Origin of the sequence: Mycobacterium sp. 1164985.4 (assembly GCF_001668575.1) — a bacterium.
GTDB lineage: Bacteria > Actinomycetota > Actinomycetes > Mycobacteriales > Mycobacteriaceae > Mycobacterium.
The window spans coordinates 1-17,753 of the sequence record NZ_LZMD01000103.1 but is presented as its reverse complement, the minus strand read 5'-3'; the positions used below and the strand labels follow the sequence as shown (position 1 = coordinate 17,753).

Sequence of the window (17,753 nt, the reverse complement as noted above, 5' to 3'; positions counted from 1 at the left end):
CATCGGTGGTGTAGGTGCGAAACCGCTTGGTGCGGAACAGCCGTGCCAGGTCGGCGGCGAGTTGCTGGTCGGGCATCGCGAGCACCGCGGCCGCGGCGTACCCCTCGGCCACCTCGCGCGCGATATTCGGCCCGGCCAGGATGCCGGCCGGATGCCCGGGCAGCACCTCGGCGACGACCTGACTCATGCGAAAGTTCGTGCCCTGTTCGAGGCCCTTGACGAGCGACACCACCGGAACCCACGGCCGCAGCTCCTTGGCCAGCTCGGTGAGCACGCCGCGGAAGCCGTGGGACGGCACGCCCATGACGATGACGTCGGCGCACGAGGCGGCCTCGGTGAAGTCCGTCGTCGCCTTCAAGCTCTCGGGAAGCGCGACCTCGTTGCCCAGGTACTTCGAATTGCGGTGGTTGACGTTGATGTCGTCGGCGGTCTCCTGGGAGCGCACCCACTGCAGCGTCGGCCCGCGGCGGGCGCAGATGGACGCCACCGTGGTGCCCCACGAGCCTCCACCGAGGACGACGACTTGGGGTACGCGTTGTTGAGGTGCCATGCCGATCAGGGTAGGTCGGACGGCCGAAATCGAGGGCCGATTCGGGAACGCCGCGGCAGCGCTAACCCGATTTCTGCGTGCCGCTTTCGCGAGATCAACACCAGGACGGCGGTCCGACGCGACGTCACGACCCTGACGTAGCCTTCGCGAGCGGTGTGGATCAGCGATAGTTGACGAACTGCAGCGCGACGTCGAGGTCGGCGCCCTTGAGCAACTGGATCACGGCTTGAAGGTCGTCGCGCTTCTTGGAGCTGACGCGGATCTCGTCGCCCTGGATCTGCGCCTTGACGCCTTTGGGGCCCTCGTCGCGGATGAGCTTGGTGATCTTCTTGGCCTGCTCGCTGCTGATGCCCTGCTTGATCTGGCCGCTGACCTTATAAGTCTTTCCCGACGCCTGCGGATCGCCGGCGTCGAACGCCTTCATAGAGATGTCGCGGCGGACCAGCTTTTCCTTGAAGACGTCTACGGCGGCCTTGGCGCGCTCCTCGGTCGAACTGGTAATGACGACCGTCTCCTCGCCCTGCCACTCGATGGACGTGTCGGTGCCGCGGAAGTCGAAGCGGGTGGCCAGCTCCTTGGCCGCCTGGTTCAGAGCGTTGTCCACCTCCTGGCGATCGACTTTGCTCACGACGTCGAACGATGAATCCGCCATTGGATCCGTCCTCTCTGATGGTCTGGTGCCGTTTTCGTCTTGAGCCCATCCTCGTTGTACCCTGCAAGTCGCACCAAACCGGGTCACCCGGCCGGTGCAGCACCCAGGCAGGTTGCCCGAGCGGCCAATGGGAGCGGACTGTAAATCCGTCGGCTTACGCCTACGCAGGTTCGAATCCTGCACCTGCCACCCTGGTCAGGGGCCAATTTTCTCCGGCCCCGCGACACCTAGGCAGGCGCCAATCCGCCGTGCGTCCGCAGACGATCCAGCCGCGGCGCCGTCTCTGAACCGGCTTCACGTGGCCGGTACCGGATCGTCAGCGAGCCGCTTACCGCACGGATAGAAAAAGCTTCCCTGCCGAAAGCGGATTCTCGCTTCGCGGGCGATTACCGAATCAGCCGCCGACGGCGAGTATTCCGTCATGACTTCGAACGGCAACTTCACCGGCGGCACGGTCTTGGACAAAACCACAACGGTGGCGTTGGCGTCGCGTCCGAGACCTAATCGGCAACCAGGGCACCACGACGCGCATCGCCCCGAGCCCCGTCATGACTGGATTCGACCAGAGTGCAGCAGCGAGGGGCATCAGCCCGACTCTGGTCGCTACTGGCATCGGCCCGATCTCCGCGGTAACCGGCCTCGCCCAGACCGCCGCCCAAGCCGCCATCACACACCCACGCTTTCCACCCTGGGGTTCGCAGTACCGCGCGAGACTGTGGCGGAGCGGCACGAGGTTTTGACCGAGCGCCTCGAAGGCAGCGCCGTCGCTGTGCTGGACGACCGTCAACTGACCGAACGGCTCGAGCCCGTCGAAGTCGACACCGAAGGACTGGTCGCTCCGCCGGCCGACAACGAGGTGTACTCCTACTTCGGGCCGCAGCAGCGATGGGTGACGCTGCTGTTGATGGCTTCCTACGGCCTGGCGGGATGGAGCTTGCTGCACTTCGCGCTGGCTTCGGTCAAAATCTTGTGGCCCATGTTGGTCGTGTTGGGGCTCAATGTCCTCGGCACCGTGCTGTCGGCGCTGACGAGCTTCAACTCCCGGCGGGTGTCGGCGAAAGCGCATCGCGCGCTCGTCGAGGGTTGGGCCCCGGCAGGCGAGGCGCCCACCATCGACGTCTTCCTTCCAACCTATGGAGAGGATGTGGCCGTTCTGCGCAACACCTACACGCATGTCAAGGCGATGGAGTGGGCGGGCAGAATCGAGGTCTACGTACTCGACGACGGCGATCGGGCCGAGGTCGGAAAACTCGCGCGCCAGTTCGGGTTTCACTACATCGTGCGTTCGAATCGCGGGCATCTGAAGAAGGCCGGTAACCTCCAATACGCCTTCGACCGCACGTCCGGTGACCACATCGTCATACTCGATGCCGACTTCTGCCCGCGGCCCGATTTCCTGCGGCATTTGGTGCCGTACATGGATGACCCCTCGATCGGAATCGTGCAGAGCCCGCAGTACTTCGACAGCGGCGAAGACTTGAACTGGATTCAGCGCACGGCGGGCGCCACCCAGGAGTTGTTCTACCGCTGGATCCTGCCGTCCCGGGACCGGTTCAACGCGGCCATCTGCGTCGGTACCTGCGCGCTCTATCGACGGAAAGCCCTCGAAGCCACTGGAGGATTCGCTCAGATCGAGCACAGTGAAGACATTCACACCGGACTGCATTTGATGCAGGCCGGCTACCAGACCCGCTACGTGCCTGCGGTGGTCTCCCGCGGCTTGTGCCCATCGGACATGGCCGGATTCCTCAACCAGCAATACCGGTGGTGCAATGGGTCTTTGGTCAAGCTGCACAACGCCAACCTCGACGGCCGAAGGGTCAAGATGACACTGCGGCAGCGGCTTTGCTTCTGGGCCGGCCTGTTCTACTACATCACCACTGCCGTCAACGTGATCGCGCTCTATCTGCCCGGCATGATCATGGCCGCGTTTTTTCCGGACCAGGTTCAGCCTGCACAGTTCGTGCCGTTTCTCGTCGGACTCTGGGTGTATCTGGTGGTCATTCCGCTGGTTTCCAAGAGCCGCTGGCGTTTCGAGGTGTTACGACTGCAAATGGCTTACAGCTACGCCCACCTCATCGCGATCATGCATAAACTGCGCGGCCGGTCAGCGGGGTGGGTTCCGACCGGCGCCATGAACCGCCCCAATCCGTTGGCCCGCAGCATCAGCCGGGTAGGCGCGGTCGCAATCGTGCTGTCGCTGGTGCCGTTCTGGGGCGTGGTCATCTACGACATTCATACCTACGGGGTGCGCCGGTTCTGGCTGATGGCGATGTTCGTGTGCCTCTACACGTATGTCGCGCTGCCGCTGTTCACAGAATTCCTCAAGATCTTGTGGCCCAGACTCAGCAAGTCCGTGTCGCGCCCAGCCAGTGGCAACGCCGCAACTGCCTCGACCGACAACGGCACAACGCGAGGACGCCGCAATCCCAACAGGATCTCCGCCTACGAGGCCGGTTGCTACACCCTTGCGTTGGCGATGGCCGGTGCCATCGCTTCGGGGTGGTTCGACCTGATGATCCCCTGGGGCGCGTGAGGACGACCGCGCTGCGCCTCCGCTCCGATCTCACGTAACCAAATATTCAGTCTCCCAGCAAGATTGATAGTCTCTGAGAGAGCGGCCCGAACCTGACCGCCGACGCGGGTCAACAATCCATCGCCGGTCGTTCAGGCACTGATCGCGGGTTCGGACCCGCGACTGCTTACCCCGCGGATAGGAAACCCTCCCCTCCCTGCAGCGGAATCTGGCTTCCCAACGATTACGGAACCGCCGCGAAATCGCGACCATTTCTTCATGACCAGGTACTGGGAAGAACCGACCACGAGGATCCATCCGGGCGTGAGGGCTGACGCCGCGCGGACCGTGCGCTTGGCACGGACGCCTGGCACGCCTTCGCGGCCGGTTCCGGTACGTCAGTCCGCGCCGGTTCGCCAGCGTGCAGCACAGCACGTCATCGATCGAGATCCGCGCACCGCTGCCGTCCCGACGCCGCCGCCCCCGAAAAAGGCGGAAGCCCAGCCGACGGGCAAGAAGTCAAGCAATCACTTCTTCCTCGATGTGGAAGGCCTGCGCGGCGTTGCTGTCGCGTTGGTAGTCCTGTTCCACGCGGGTGTACCGCACATGGCCGGCGGCTTCGTCGGCGTCGACGTGTTCTTCGTCATCTCCGGCTTCTTGATCACCGGCCTGTTGTTGCGCGAGTACGAACGCAACGGACGCTTGTCGTTCCGGGGCTTCTACGCCCGCCGAGCTCGCCGCATCATTCCCCCCGCTGCGCTGGTTCTGGTGGTGACGTCGATCGCGGTCTGGTTCCTGATGCCGCTTCTGTCGGTCTTCCGTCAGGCATTCGACCTCCTGGCGGCGGCGATGAACATGGCCAACTGGCGCTTCATCGCCGCGGGCAAGGACTATCTGGCCGGAGCGTCAGACGACAGCGTCGCCACACACTTTTGGTCGCTTTCCATCGAGGAACAGTTCTACTTTGTCTGGCCGTTGCTGCTCGTAGCGTTGGCCATGCTGGCGCGTCGCACGGGGCGGTCTACTCGCATGGTCGTGGGATGGGGAGTAGGCGTGGTCTCCGCGGTGTCATTGTTCTTGTCGTTGCGGTCGACGAGCAGCGACCCCGTGCTGTCCTATATGGCCACTCACACGCGCGCGTGGCAGTTCGGCGTAGGCGCGTTGGTTGCGATTGCGGCGCCGTTGCTCACCGGCTTGATGACGAGAATGCCCGTGCAAGTGGCGATGTGGGGGCTGGGTTGGGCTGGCCTCGCAGCGGTGCTGGTATCGACAGTCACCTACGATCACACGACGCCTTATCCGGGCGTGGCCGCATTGATTCCGACATTCGGTGCCGCCGCGATCATCGTGGCCGGCCAGCTGGCAGCCAACAGTGCACCGGCCGTGGGGTGGTTCCTTTCTGCGCGACCTCTGCGGTGGCTGGGCAAGGTTTCTTATGGCTGGTACCTGTGGCACTGGCCCGCGCTGGTGCTGTTCAAGACCCACACGGGGATCACCAGTTGGCCGACGCTGGTGGCGGTGATGGGTGGGGCGCTCGTGGCGGCGTGGGCCTCCACAGCGCTGGTCGAACGTCCGATCATGTCGTCGGGCGAACTGAAGCGCAATCTGCAGGCTTCGCTGTCGGTCGGGCTGACCGGCACTGTCGTAGCCGCCGCCATGGCAATGACACTCGGTGTATTGGCGGTCAACCGTGCAAGCGGAGTGTCCTCATCAAATGCGTCGGTGAGCTTCGAATCGGTCTTCGGTGCGTCGGCCGGTGTGACATCGGGCCCGGTCACGCCGAACCCCTTCAAGGCGTTCGACGACCGGCCAGAGCGCGACGAGTGCCTCGTTCCGCTGGGCGAGCGAGCGAATCCGAATACCTGCGTGGACGGTCCGGCCGACGGTGTGCCGGCAGTCCTGTTCGGCGACAGCCATGCACAGCAGTGGCTGCCTGTGATGCAGGTCGTGGCCCGCGAAAACAACTGGCGTCTCAACCAATTCACCAAGGCGGCGTGCCCGGTTGCGGCATTGCAGCCCAGGGACGGCCGCACCGACCCGTTCACCAAGTCGGACTGCCTCGGATGGCGTGAGGACAGCATCAAGGCGATCGTCGCTCTGAAACCGAAATACATCGTGATCGGATCGCTGTCCACGTACGTGCCGGACTACCAGGAGTTCAAGACCGCTTGGGATCAGTCGCTGAACCAACTGCGGTCCACCGGCGCGAAGCTGATCTATCTGCGGGATACGCCGTACCCGAAGAGAAACATGCCCGAGTGCGTTTCGGGCGCCACTGACGACTGGTCCAAGTGCGAGTTCGACCTCAACAACGTCGGCCGAACCGAACCCATAGTGACAGACCAGGTTCGGGGCGAGAATCTCGACATTCCCGTGCTGGACGTCAACCCCTATCTATGTGAAGCGAACCGGTGCCCTGCGGTCCGCAACGGCACGTTGCTCTATCGCGACGACTCGCACCTGACAGCCACTGCGGTCAAGGCGCTGCTGCCAGCAATGCAGGCGCAAATCCGTGAGAAGGGAATCGACCTGAGCGGTCGTTGACATCGCTGCACTCCCGTAGGGTGTGTCTCGGCCGAACACATGACGGTCAGGAGGCGGTCGTTGCCCAACGGATCGGGTGGCACCAGAGTGTCACGTCGCAGCGTGCTCGCGTCGATCCCTCTAGCGGCGTTCGCCATGACGGTTGCGGGCGGATGCCAGAAGACCCAGTCAGCCCAATCGCGGCTGTTCGGGCTGGCGGCAACTGGTCTCGAGGAAGCGACGCTGCACCGGTCACAGGCTGCCGCGCAGACACTGAGCAAACAATTGCAGGTGCTGACCGTCTACGACGCGTTCGCCTGGGCCAAGCCGCTGCCCGTCGCGCTGTTGGACGAGGCCGTGTCCGCCGGCTGCAGACCCGAGTTGACTTGGGAGCCGTGGGATCCGAACGCGGGCAAGGTGCAACGTGCCTACACGGCGGCAGAGATCGCTGGTGGTCGTTACGACTCCTATGTGAGCGGCTGGGCAAAGCAGGCGGCCTCCTATGGCCAGCAGTTCTTGCTGAGGTTCGCACATGAAATGAACGGAGACTGGTACCCATGGTCGGCCGGAGCGCCGGGAGGCTCGCCGGAAGATTACGTCGCGGCCTACCGCAGAGTGCGTGGCATATTCGACGAGGCGGGCGCCAAGAACGTGGAGTGGGTGTGGTGTCCGAACGCAATCATCAACGGCAATGTCGAGGCAATCTCACGGTCCTATCCCGGCAACGACTTCGTCGACGTCGTCGGCATTGATGGATACAACTTCGGCGACCGGCCAGGCCATCGATGGACGGAGCCCGCCGATCTTTTCGGCGACACGTTGGCCCTTGTCACCCAACTCGCGCCGGGTAAGAGTGTGTGGATCAACGAGGTCGGTTGCGGGGACCAAGGCGGAGACAAAGCGCGCTGGATCGAAGCGTTCCTGGGGTGGCTCGTCACGACCGATGTCCGTGGGCTGATCTGGTTCGAGGTCGACGGGCGCCCGGATGAGCCCGACTGGCGCCTGACGAGCTCACCCGTCACCACTGCTGCGGCGAAATCCGCGCTGGCGCCCTGGTAGCCCGGACGCCGCGAAAGTCTCGAAGCGCCGAAAGCGATCGCTGAACGCGCCGAACCGTCGTCTCAGCAGTTGCCGACTGCCGGGACGTTGGCGAAACGGTCGGCGATCCATTGGCCCAATACCGCGCCGGGATCGAGCTTGTGTCCTTGTCCTTCCATGCGGATTCGCAGGATGGTGTCACCGCGCGCGCAAGCCCGGCCCATGGCGACCTCGGTCCACTCGGGAGGGACGGTCTGGTCGGAGCCGCCGTAGATCACGAGCAGCGGGACCTTGGTCGGCTGCTGCGGTAGCGCATAGGAGGTGAGGCGCTCCCGCAGTCGGCTGGCCGCTATCGCCGTGGACGGCTTGGCATCCGAGGGTAGGAAACTCCCCGCTAACGCTTCCTTACCCTCGGAAGCCGGCGGCAGGCAGGCAAGCAGGGTTTCCTTGTCGTCGCGTAGAACGCCGTGCAAATAGTTGTCCGGGTCGATCGTCTTGTCGACCGCGGCCAGACCTTCGATCACATTCGGGTACAGGAACATCTGGTCGGTGGTCAGTGTGGAGGTTTGGGCCCGCTCCACCAGTCCGGACATGTCGAGCGTAGGAACGAGCGCCGCGGCGCCGAGCAGATCGGTGCCCTGCCCGTAGGCCGCGAAATACTCGGCGGCGGCCCAAGCGGTCTCACCGCCCTGCGACGATCCCAGCGCCACCCAGCGCGGTGACAACTGTGGTACCACGGCGCGGGCGGCTCGCACCGCGTCGATGAGATTGAAGGCGGCCGACTTCGGCTCCAGGTAAGCGTGTGATGTGGCGGCGTCTTCGCTTGACCCGGCGTGCTTGCCCAGGCCCGCGTAGTCGGTGTATGCCACGGCGTAGCCGAGGTTGAGCTGTATCGCGATCGGGATGATGTCGCCGAGCAGACGAGAATCAACGGTGGGCCCGCAGTCAGGCGTCACCCCGACGGTTCCGTGCGCGTATCCGATGACAGGCCAACCTTGCGGCGGTGGGTCGCCCGGCGGAATGAATACCGCACCGGAGACCTCGGTGGGTGAACCCGTGATACCGGATACCGATCGGTACACCATCGTGTGGGCCCGTGTGCCAGGGGGCAGCTGGCTGAGATCGAAGGGGGTGCGGTCCGACGAGCTCACCACGGTGCCGCGAGCGGCCATGTCGTCGGTAGCGATCTTGGGCATCTGTCGGGTGTAGTTCATGCCTTCGGGCACCGTGCTGGAAGGTGTGGCGGGCTGGGATGTGCTGCACGCGGCGAGCAGCGTGCATGCGAGTACGCCGAACAGCCGCCCCATGAACCTCGAGCTCACGTCGGTCCCCTTAGTTCCCTTGACCACGAGAATGGCATAGGAGTCAGCCGTCAGTGGCTTTTCTATTTCATTCAAGCGATGCCGAGGACTCATTGGGTCGGCGATTCGGTGCCCGGCTGACCTGGGTTGCTTGCCGCCGGGATAGGAAATCCCCCAGTTGCAACAGCGGATTCTGGCTTCTTGGCGATCGTGAAGCAGCGCCTCAACCCATCACCATTGATGCATGTCCACTCACTGGAATGACCGGGAACTCGATCGTCCCGCCTGGGCGGAATGGTGAATCCCGAATTCATGGTGGCCATTCGCCGCGCCCGGATGATCCGGCGGAGTGCGTGGGCACCGCAGCGCGACCCTCTTCTGCCGCAAGCCAAGGCTGCCGCCGGTCATCACGTCGAGCCCGCCCCGGCGACGAAGCGACAGGATGAAATCACGCGCCGCAACACCGTGACCGGGCTCGCGGACAAGAATGGTCGGCTCGATGCGCTTGTGGCCGACTGGCAGGCGATCACCGAGAAGATCTACTTCGGTGGTCGCGGGCGGCCGCGCGGGTGAACCGCACCCCTCGCTCCTGAACATCTGTGGTGCAGCCTTATTCGCGCCGGGTCGAGGCGGCGATCCTGCCCGGATGACGTCGAGTTTGTCGAATCCGTGGGCGGCGTAGAGCCGCTTGATGCTGGGGTTGGCGCTTCGAGGTACTCGGGCAGACCGTCTCGATCGCAGTGTCGCGTGCCGCAGCAACGCCGAGGCCGAGCCCGCGATCCAGGATGCTGAAGACTTCTCCAGTCGGACTCCGGTACGCCCTTGACAGGCGTCACGCCCAGAGTGCGTCGGCCGGAAAGACCTCGTCGGCCAGCGTGAGCCAATCGATGCTGCCCGCCTCGGTCGTAGCGTCGACGATCGAGACCTTGGTCGTGACGGTTGTGGTCATGGCATCGATCGTTGCGCCCGTCGAACGTCCGCGGAATCGCCGGAAAGCCAGACTTCACGCCCTCGAGGTCAGCTTTTCCTATCCGTCAGGTAAGCCCGCCGCGATCATCGCCGGCTGATGGCGCGGCTGACCACCTCGGCAACTTCCTCGTCGGTCAGCGCGCTGTCCTCGATCAGCGTGTGCGACAGGACGGTCCGGACGACGACTTCGGCCGCGGCGATCGGAGTCAGGGCGAGCTGGTCGGAATCCGGAATTGCCTGCGCAACCATCGCCGCCACCGTCCGCACCAGGTTCATCCGATCGTTGCCGACGGGCAGCCCGGCATCGAGCAGCCAGTGGGGTTCGTGATCGCGAACGTAGACGAACGCCTCGTGATTGCGCAGGTACCGCAGCGTAGTGGTGACGACAGCGGCCGTCTGCGCGCTGGGATCGGCGTCGGGGTCGAAGGCCGCGAGCGTCGCGGCGATCATCGCGCCGATCTCCTGCTCGGCGATCGCGCCCAGCAGCCCGTCCTTGTCGCCGAACTCGCGGTAGGCCGTGGCGCGCGATACGCCGGCACGTTCCGCGACCTGGCTCAGGGTCAGCCGATCCAGGCCGCTTTCGCTGATCAACGCCAGTGCGGCCTGCACCAGTTGTGACGACGAACGAGTCCTGGCCACCGATTCTTTGTACCCCAGCACATTGCGCCCGCCGCTGAACTGAGACTATATTGCGGATTAGTCTCAGTAGAGGAGCGCACGGTGACCCAAACGTCCATGCCCAGCGCGTCGACCGGCGGGTCCGATCTCCCCGAACTCCACCGCTATCTCGGGACCCTTCGTGTCAGCGAGCGCGACCAGCTGATGGCGCAGCTCACGATGCTCAGCGATGCCGACCTCCGCAGCCTCGGCGTCAGCGAGCCGCAACTGACCGAATACGACTACCGGGTCGACGACATCGACGGGACCATCCCGGCCGAGCTCGACGGAACCCTGTACCGCAACGGGCCCGGCCGCTGGCAGGACCACAGCGGTCGGCCTCTGCACCACTTGTTCGACGGCGACGGCATGCTCTCCGCATTCACCATCGCCGACGGCTCCGTTCACTACAAGAACAGGTACGTGCGGACCAACCACTATCTCGGCAAAACCGGGCTTAACCACATGGGCACCGCCGCGCCCGGAGGCATCAAGTCCAACATCGGTCGCCTCCCACCGAATCTGGCCAATACCAACGTCGTCGAGCACGCCGGCCGGCTGTAGGCGTTGTGGGAAGGCGGGCCGCCGCACGAGATCGACCCCGAGACACTGGAAACCATCGGTGTCCGCCGGTTCGGCGGCGAATTGCGCTGGATCGGTTCGTATTCCGCGCATCCGTGCTTCTGCTCGCGCACCGGAGAGATGTTCAACTTCGGCGTCGAGTTCATCCCGCGGCCGCATCTGCGGATCTATCGCACCGATCCGACAGGTCGGCTGAAGCACTTCCGCTCGGCGCGACTGCCCTACGTCGCCATGGTGCACGACTTCGCGATGACGGAGAGCCATCTGGTGTTCGTGGTCTCGCCGATCATCCCGGCCGCGCTGCCGGTCCTGTTGGGGCTCAAGCCAATGGGCGACGCCATGCGGTATCGACCCGAGCGCGGTAGCGTGTTCATCCTGGTGCCGCGCGACGGCGGGAAGATTCGCACCATCGACTACGACGCCGTTCTGATGTTCCACCTCAGCAACGCCTTCGATGACGACGGCGACACCGTCATCGATGTGATCACCTACGACGACGGCCGACTCCTGCAGCGACTCAACCGCTTCCACGTCGCACCCCTCGACGACGCACCCTCGACGTTCATGCGCTACCGCCTCACACGGTCGGGACGCGTCCTCGCCGAAGCGCTATCCGATCTTCCCTGCGAGTTTCCCCGTCACAGCGACGCCGTCGAGGGTCGCCAACATCGGTACGCCTACGTCAACACGCGCCACCATCTTCTTTCGTTCTACGACTCGATCACCAGGCTCGATCTGGGTGACTCCTCCACGTCGACATACACCACGTCCGAGGCCGGAAACAGCTTCTGCGAGCCGGTTTTCGCTGCCAAACCCCACGCGACCACAGAGGACGACGGGTGGGTGCTCTCCGTCGAATACCTGGCGCGCACGCACACGTCACGCCTGGTGATCTTCGACGCGGCCGACATCGCCGCCGGTCCGATCGCCGCCGCCAACCTGCGCCACCACATCCCGCAGGGCTTCCACGGCAACTTCGCCCCGCGCTCCCGCTGACACCGTTGTACCGCGCGCGATTTGTGAATCTGGCGCCCGCAACCGTCGCCAGATTCACCAACGAGCCAAGAGGGCAGAGCCCTAGGTGCTTGACCGGTGCCGCGGCGAGGTCCAGTGTTTGCATAGGCCGACCGATTCGCAGGGGAGGGCTGCTGATGAGCATCGACGACGAGCCCGTCACCACATTGGAGGACCTGCGCGGCGATTTGGCCCGCCGATACAGGTGGACACCGACCGGCGGTGCCGAGGTGGACCAGGCGGTCGTCGACGCCGACATGGCGACCCTCGACCGCGACGGTTACCTCATCTGGACGAACCTGCTCAGCGCCGACGAGTGCCGGCAGATCAAGGAGACGGTCGCACCCTGGCTCGCGCATACCGGGCGCAACGCGTTCGAGGGGCGACACACGCAGCGCATCTACAGCCTGCTGAGCAGGACGCGGGTCTGTGATCGGTTGGTCGATCATCCGCGCGTGCTGGCGCTTCTCGACCGGCTGCTGATGGACAACTACCTGCTGTCCGCGTTGCAGGCCATCAACATCCAGCCCGGTGAGACCGCCCAGATGGCTCACCACGACGACGGTTTCTATCCGATCCCGCGGCCGCGCGACCCGCTTGCCGCCGCGACGATCTGGGCGATCGACGACTTCACCGCCGACAACGGCGCCACCGTGCTCTATCCCGGCAGCCACCGCTGGGGTAGGCGCCGCCCCGAACCGGACGACCCCGCGATGCCCGTCGTCATGCCCGCGGGCTCGTGCGTCTTCTTCGTCGGCACGCTCTGGCACGGCGGCGGCGCGAACACCACCGAGACCGACCGACTCGCCGTCACCGCGCAATACTGCCAGCCGTGGCTGCGGCCGATGGAGACCTTCACCTTCTCGATATCCCGCGACACCGCGCGGGAGGTCTCTGACGACATCCGTCGCATGATCGGCTACAGCATCCACCCGCCGTTCGTCGGCGCGGTCGACGGGCTGCATCCGCTGAGGCTCCTCGAAGAGCCCTGACCGCTACCCAATTCGCTACACGGGGGTGAACCGCACGGCGGCCATCCGCTCCCGACGGACCACGTCGGCGAAGTCCTCGACCGACGGAATGCCGCCGTCGCGGAACTTCAGCCCCATCATCGCCGGCGCGCGCTTGGGTCCCCAGGCCTTCGCGAAGCGGTGCGACAACTCGGCGACGAGCGCGGTGTCGGTCAACAGTTCACCGCGCATCTTCGTCGTCCGGCCGTCGAGCACCACGTCGGCGGTGGCCCCGTCGCGAAAATTGTTCTTCCACGGCGCCGAGGTCAGCGCATACAGCTCTCCATCAATCCTGTGCGCGCTCACCGGAATTGAGTACTGGCGCCCGCTCTTGCGGCCGACGACGTCGATCACCATCATGCGACTGCGCAGCGGCCCGGCCAGGGGAGTGCGCAGCAACCTGCCGATCAGCGGATTCATCGCTCGCAGCACTTTGTCCGGTGGATGCGAGGGCTCCACAGCGGGGGATTGTTCTGCCATGGGTTTCACGGTAGGACGGGCCGGTCGCGCTGACGGCGTTCTGACGAAAGTGGGCTACAGCGATCCGAGGTCGTCGGGCACGTCGACGGCGTGTTCGCGCAGCGCGTCGAGCGAGATGATCTCGAGCGTGCGCTCATGCGTCGACGCCAGGACCACCGGCGCGGCGTAGCCGTCCTGATAGGCCTTCAGCCAGTTCACCGCGGTGACGCACCACCGATCGCCGGGCTGTAGGCCGGGGAAGCGGTACTCCGGGCGCGGGGTGGACAGATCGTTGCCGATCGACCGCTGATGCAGCAGGAACTCCGCGGTCACCACGGCGCAGATCGTGTGGCTGCCGAGATCCTCCGGGCCGGTCGAGCAGCACCCGTCGCGGTAGAACCCGGTCATCGGGTCGGAACTGCACGGCTGCAGCGGCTCACCGAGCACATTGAGTTCAGCCACATTCGTCCGTCGTCTCGGAGGGTCCTAATATTCAGTACTACCCGAAATTACTCAGGCGATCAGACGAGGAGCATCCGGCATGGCCGCGCTCAGGACTGGCGACGGATTTCCCGACATCGTGGTGACCGCGGTCGTCTCAACGACATCGCTGGCCACCGACGCCGAAGAGACCTGGCAGCTGCTCCAGCAGGGTCGCAGCGGTATCCGGGCGCTGGACAAGTGGTTCATCGACGAGTTCGACTCACCGGTGCGCATTGGGGGCGCGATCCTCGAAGATCTCGACGAACAGCTCGACCGCGTCGAGCGCCGCCGTACGTCGTACATGCAGAAGATGTCCACCGTCCTGAGCCGGCGGCTCTGGGAGCTCGCGGGCAACCCCGACGTCGACACCCGCAGGCTGGGGGTGTCGGTCGGGCTCGCGCTGGGCAGCACCGAGGAGATCCCGCTCCAGCACGACCTCTGGCGGCAGAAGGGTCTGCGTGCCGTATCCCCGCTGACGATCCAGATGTACATGCCCAACGGTGCGGCCGCCGCGGTCGGACTGGACCGCAAGGCGAAAGCCGGCGTCATATCACCGGTGATGGCCGATGCCTCGGGCGCCGCGGCTATCGCGCTGGCTTGGCGACAGCTCGTCCTCGGCGAGGCCGACGTGGTGATCTGCGGCGGGGTCGAGACCCACATCGAGGCGGTGCCGGTCGCGGCGTTTGACCTGCAAAATCTGTTGTCGACCAACAACGACGACCCGGCGGGCGCCTGCCGGCCCTTCGACAAGGACCGCGACGGCATGGTGTTCGGCGAGGGCGGTGCGCTGATGATTGTCGAAACCGAGGAGCACGCCAAGGCGCGCGGGGCAAAGCCGCTGGCCCGGCTGATGGGCGCGGCGATGACCTCTGACGCCTACGACATCACCGAGCCCGACCCCGACGGCGAACGCGCCGGCGACGCGATCAGCCGGGCGATCGAACTGGCCGGCTTGGCGCCGGCCGACATCGACCACATCAACGCGCACGCCACCGGCACGGTGCACGGGGACCTGGCGGAGGCGCGGGCCATCCGCAAGGCGTTCGGCGACCATTCCCCGGCGGTGTACTCGCCCAAGGCAGCGCTGGGCCACTCCCTGGGTGCCGCGGGCGCCATCGAGGCCGTGCTGACGGTTCAGGCGCTGCGCGACGGGGTTGTCCCGCCCACGCTCAACCTCAAGGATCTCGACCCGCAGATCGACCTCGACGTCGTCGCCGAGAGCCCACGCAGCGGCGACTACCGCTACGCGGTCACCAACTCGTTCGGGCTCGGCGGCTACAACGTCTCGCTGGCGTTCGGCGCCTACTGAGCGCTACTTGGTCAGCGTGAACTGGCCGACGTAGCTGACGTTGCGGGAGAAGAAGTCCGAGCAGCCGCGCAGGTACTTCATGTACCTGTCGTAGACCTCCTGTGACGTCGCCGCGATCGCTTGGTCCTTGGCGGCCTCCAGGCTGTCGGCCCACGTGTCCAACGTCCGCACGTAGTGCGTGGTCATGTCGTCGAAGTCCGCGACCTTGAAGCCGGCGTTCCCGCCGTATTCGTAGACGTCCTCGTCGCACGGCACGGCGCCGCCGGGGAAGATCTCCTTGGCGATGAACCGCATGAACTTCAGGTCCGACATCACGATCGGGATGCCGAGCTCAGGCCAGCGCTTGAGCGGGTGGCCCATGATCGTCTGCAGCACCATCCGGCCGTCGTCGGGCATCACGCGGTAGCAGGTGTCGAAGAACGCCTTGTACTTCGACTTCGGCCACGCCTCGAACGCCTCAATCGACACGATGCGGTCGACGGGCTCGTCGAACTCCTCCCAGCCCTTGAGCAGCACCCGCCGGGAGCGGTTCGTGTCGACCGCGTCGAGGATCTGCTGGCCGAGCGCGTGCTGGTTGCGGCTCAGCGTCAGCCCGACGACGTTGACGTCGTAGGTCTCGATCGCGCGTTTCATCACCGAGCCCCAGCCGCAGCCGACGTCGAGCAGCGTCATCCCCGGCTTGAGGTCGAGCTTGCGAAGGGCGCGATCGATCTTGGCGTACTGCGCCTCTTCGAGCGTCATGTCATCGCGCTCGTAGTACGCACAGCTGTAGGTCCGCGTCGGATCCTGGAAGAGACCAAAGAAATCGTTCGAGAGGTCGTAGTGGGCCTGTACGTCTTCGTACGCCACCTTCATCGTCGTCGTCCCCGAACTATCCGACATCTCTTTGGCCTCCTATGCGATTACGGAACCCCGACGACCCCGTAACGACCAAGTTTTATATCGCACTTCCGCTGACCCGGCTAAGCAGCCGCCTTCTCGCACGTGAACTGAGCGACGTCGGTGTACCCATCGCGGAAAAGATCGGCGCAACCGGTCAGGTATTTGCGGAAGCGCTCGTAGATCTCCTCGGAGGTGATCGCGATCGCCTCGTCCTTCTTGGCTTCCAGGTTCGCTGCCCAGGTATCGAGCGTCTTGACGTAGTGCGGCTGCAGGTGTTGCTCGCGGGTGATGGTGTAGCCCGCCTTGTTTGCGTGCTCGCGCACCATCGATGCCAGTGGCAAACGTCCGCCGGGGTAGATCTCGTCCATGATGAACTTGATGAATCTCACCCGGGACATGGTCAGCGGCAGGCCTTTCGCCTTGATCTCCTCATCCTCGGGAATGATGATCGTGTGTAGCATCATCACGCCGTCGTCGGGCATCCAGCTGAAGGTCTTCTTGAAGTAGTCGTCGTACTTGTTGAAGCCGAAGTGCTCGAACGCACCGATCGACACGATCCGGTCGACCCGGCCCTCGAATTCCTCCCACGGCTGCAGGCGAACTTCCATCTTGCGGTCGCTTTTGATGTTGGCGAACCGGTTTTCCTCGATGTGGCGCTTCTGGTTCTCCGAGAGCGTCAGGCCGATCACGTTGACGTCATACTTCTCCACCGCCCGCTGGATCGTCGAGCCCCAGCCGCAGCCGATGTCCAGCAGCGTCATACCGGGCTGCAGGCCCAGCTTTCCGAGCGAGAGATCGACCTTCGCCCGCTGCGCCTGTTCGAGGGTGTAGTCATCCTTCTCGAAGTACGCACAGCTGTAGGTCTGCGAGGGGTCTTGCCAGAGCCTGAAGAACTCGTTGGAGATGTCGTAGTGGAACTGGACTTCCTTCTTGTCCGAGCCACGGGTCTCCGACGCGGATTTGGACAGCCACTTCGACTGCGCCTGCGGTGTCTTGCTCTGCTGTGTATCTGACGTTCCTGCCACGGTCCAACCTTAAAACTGATCGACGGACGAATATTCGGCTAATCGCGCAGTTCTGTTCGACACGATGTGAGAAACAGTACCTCCGACGATGACGGTGCCGGGGGGTGGCACCACGACATTTGCCCTAGATTTTCGAATTCCTCGTCATCCAGCGCATCACCTGCCAACCGACGAACACCGGCAGCCACGTCGTCAGCACCCGATACAGCAAAACCGACGGCACGGCGACTGATGCGGCCATGCCGAACGCGGCCAATCCGCCGATCAGCGCCGCCTCGACGGCCCCGATACCGCCGGGCGTCGGCGCGGCCGAGGCCAGCGTGCCGCCGACCATCGTCACCACCGTCACGGTGATGAACGAGGTGTCGCCCCCGAACGCCTCGATCGCGGCCCACAGCGCCAACGCGTTACCCAGCGTCGTGGCGGCACACCCGGCCATGATCACCGCAAGCCGCCGCGGCTCCCGCGCGAGCGCGATGAGGTGGCCGACGACCTCCTCGAGCCGCGGACGCACCGCCGTCGCCAACCACCGCCGCAGCTTCGGCACCAACAGGAACGTGCCGACCAGCCCGAGCAGCAGCCCGCCGATCAGATACAACAGCGTCACGTTCGGGACGAAGCGCGACAGGTCTGCCGACACGCCCGCCGCGGTGGAAAAGAAGATGAGCAGCCCCAGGTGGGTGATGACCTGAACGGACTGCTGCAGCGCGACGGCGGTGGTCGCGCGCATCGGGCTGACGCCTCCCTTCTGCAGATAGCGCGCCGACAGCGCCAGCCCACCCAC

The 17,753-nt window shown here is 64.8% G+C and carries 16 protein-coding genes, 1 tRNA gene and 1 pseudogene; 8 read left to right on the top strand and 10 right to left on the bottom strand.

The window, feature by feature from the left end:
• Together A5650_RS23140 and A5650_RS23135 are read right to left on the bottom strand one after the other, a co-directional pair.
• On the bottom strand, nucleotides 1–550 hold a 550-nt coding region (locus A5650_RS23140; RefSeq protein ID WP_197501960.1), incomplete at its 3' end, for an NAD(P)-binding domain-containing protein.
• Nucleotides 551–710: 160 nt separating this feature from the next.
• A complete protein-coding gene (locus A5650_RS23135) occupies nucleotides 711–1,202 on the bottom strand; it encodes a YajQ family cyclic di-GMP-binding protein (RefSeq protein WP_067297432.1) in 492 nt (163 codons plus the stop codon).
• Between the two features lie 106 nt (nucleotides 1,203–1,308).
• Between A5650_RS23135 and A5650_RS23130 the strand changes: the two genes are divergently transcribed.
• Nucleotides 1,309–1,391 (top strand) — tRNA-Tyr (locus tag A5650_RS23130).
• Between the two features lie 105 nt (nucleotides 1,392–1,496).
• Here the strand turns inward: A5650_RS23130 and A5650_RS27210 are convergent.
• Nucleotides 1,497–1,667, bottom strand: a complete 171-nt coding sequence (locus A5650_RS27210; protein WP_197501962.1) for a hypothetical protein — start codon at nucleotides 1,665–1,667, stop codon at nucleotides 1,497–1,499.
• Nucleotides 1,668–1,917: 250 nt separating this feature from the next.
• Between A5650_RS27210 and A5650_RS23125 the strand changes: the two genes are divergently transcribed.
• The 3 genes from A5650_RS23125 (at nucleotide 1,918) to A5650_RS23115 (ending at nucleotide 7,299) form a co-directional block, all read left to right on the top strand.
• A complete protein-coding gene (locus A5650_RS23125; RefSeq protein ID WP_231992760.1) occupies nucleotides 1,918–3,738 on the top strand; it encodes a glycosyltransferase family 2 protein in 1,821 nt (606 codons plus the stop codon).
• Nucleotides 3,739–3,996: 258 nt separating this feature from the next.
• Nucleotides 3,997–6,261, top strand: coding sequence for an acyltransferase family protein (locus A5650_RS23120; RefSeq protein WP_082950904.1), 2,265 nt, complete (start codon nucleotides 3,997–3,999; stop codon nucleotides 6,259–6,261).
• A gap of 87 nt (nucleotides 6,262–6,348) precedes the next feature.
• Complete coding sequence (locus A5650_RS23115) at nucleotides 6,349–7,299, top strand: glycoside hydrolase family 26 protein (RefSeq protein WP_197501959.1); 951 nt, start codon at nucleotides 6,349–6,351, stop codon at nucleotides 7,297–7,299.
• Nucleotides 7,300–7,361: 62 nt separating this feature from the next.
• On the opposite strand, the gene A5650_RS23110 is transcribed toward A5650_RS23115, so the two are convergent.
• Nucleotides 7,362–8,600: a lipase family protein gene (locus A5650_RS23110; RefSeq protein WP_197501958.1), complete on the bottom strand. Its 1,239-nt coding sequence runs from the start codon at nucleotides 8,598–8,600 to the stop codon at nucleotides 7,362–7,364.
• A 273-nt stretch (nucleotides 8,601–8,873) separates the two neighbouring features.
• Between A5650_RS23110 and A5650_RS23105 the strand changes: the two genes are divergently transcribed.
• Entirely contained in the window at nucleotides 8,874–9,152 is a 279-nt protein-coding gene (locus A5650_RS23105) for a hypothetical protein (protein ID WP_067297422.1), read from the top strand.
• A 480-nt stretch (nucleotides 9,153–9,632) separates the two neighbouring features.
• On the opposite strand, the gene A5650_RS23100 is transcribed toward A5650_RS23105, so the two are convergent.
• Nucleotides 9,633–10,187, bottom strand: coding sequence for a TetR/AcrR family transcriptional regulator (locus A5650_RS23100; protein WP_067297435.1), 555 nt, complete (start codon nucleotides 10,185–10,187; stop codon nucleotides 9,633–9,635).
• A gap of 96 nt (nucleotides 10,188–10,283) precedes the next feature.
• Here A5650_RS23100 and A5650_RS23095 point away from each other — a divergent pair.
• Nucleotides 10,284–11,783: pseudogene (locus tag A5650_RS23095) on the top strand (carotenoid oxygenase family protein).
• A 155-nt stretch (nucleotides 11,784–11,938) separates the two neighbouring features.
• Nucleotides 11,939–12,793 carry a phytanoyl-CoA dioxygenase family protein gene (locus tag A5650_RS23090; RefSeq protein WP_067297419.1) on the top strand — a complete coding sequence of 285 codons (855 nt, stop codon included), beginning with the start codon at nucleotides 11,939–11,941 and terminating at the stop codon, nucleotides 12,791–12,793.
• Nucleotides 12,794–12,808: 15 nt separating this feature from the next.
• Here A5650_RS23090 and A5650_RS23085 read toward each other — a convergent pair whose 3' ends face one another.
• Both A5650_RS23085 and A5650_RS23080 read right to left on the bottom strand, forming a co-directional pair.
• Complete coding sequence (locus A5650_RS23085; protein ID WP_067297415.1) at nucleotides 12,809–13,291, bottom strand: hypothetical protein; 483 nt, start codon at nucleotides 13,289–13,291, stop codon at nucleotides 12,809–12,811.
• A 54-nt stretch (nucleotides 13,292–13,345) separates the two neighbouring features.
• Nucleotides 13,346–13,732 carry a DUF2237 family protein gene (locus A5650_RS23080; RefSeq protein WP_067297412.1) on the bottom strand — a complete coding sequence of 129 codons (387 nt, stop codon included), beginning with the start codon at nucleotides 13,730–13,732 and terminating at the stop codon, nucleotides 13,346–13,348.
• Between the two features lie 79 nt (nucleotides 13,733–13,811).
• Here A5650_RS23080 and A5650_RS23075 point away from each other — a divergent pair, with 79 nt between their 5' ends.
• On the top strand, nucleotides 13,812–15,062 hold the full coding sequence (locus tag A5650_RS23075; protein ID WP_067297409.1) for a KasA/KasB family beta-ketoacyl-ACP synthase: 1,251 nt from the start codon (nucleotides 13,812–13,814) through the stop codon (nucleotides 15,060–15,062).
• A 3-nt stretch (nucleotides 15,063–15,065) separates the two neighbouring features.
• Here the strand turns inward: A5650_RS23075 and A5650_RS23070 are convergent, their stop codons facing one another.
• The 3 genes from A5650_RS23070 to A5650_RS23060 form a co-directional block, all read right to left on the bottom strand.
• The gene (locus A5650_RS23070; protein WP_197501957.1) at nucleotides 15,066–15,944 is read right to left on the bottom strand and encodes a cyclopropane mycolic acid synthase family methyltransferase; all 879 of its coding nucleotides are present in this window, start codon (nucleotides 15,942–15,944) and stop codon (nucleotides 15,066–15,068) included.
• Between the two features lie 80 nt (nucleotides 15,945–16,024).
• Nucleotides 16,025–16,969 carry a cyclopropane mycolic acid synthase family methyltransferase gene (locus tag A5650_RS23065; protein WP_067297404.1) on the bottom strand — a complete coding sequence of 315 codons (945 nt, stop codon included), beginning with the start codon at nucleotides 16,967–16,969 and terminating at the stop codon, nucleotides 16,025–16,027.
• Nucleotides 16,970–17,093: 124 nt separating this feature from the next.
• Nucleotides 17,094–17,753, bottom strand: a 660-nt coding sequence (locus tag A5650_RS23060) for a lysylphosphatidylglycerol synthase transmembrane domain-containing protein (RefSeq protein ID WP_197501956.1), incomplete at its 5' end; no start/stop codon positions are given.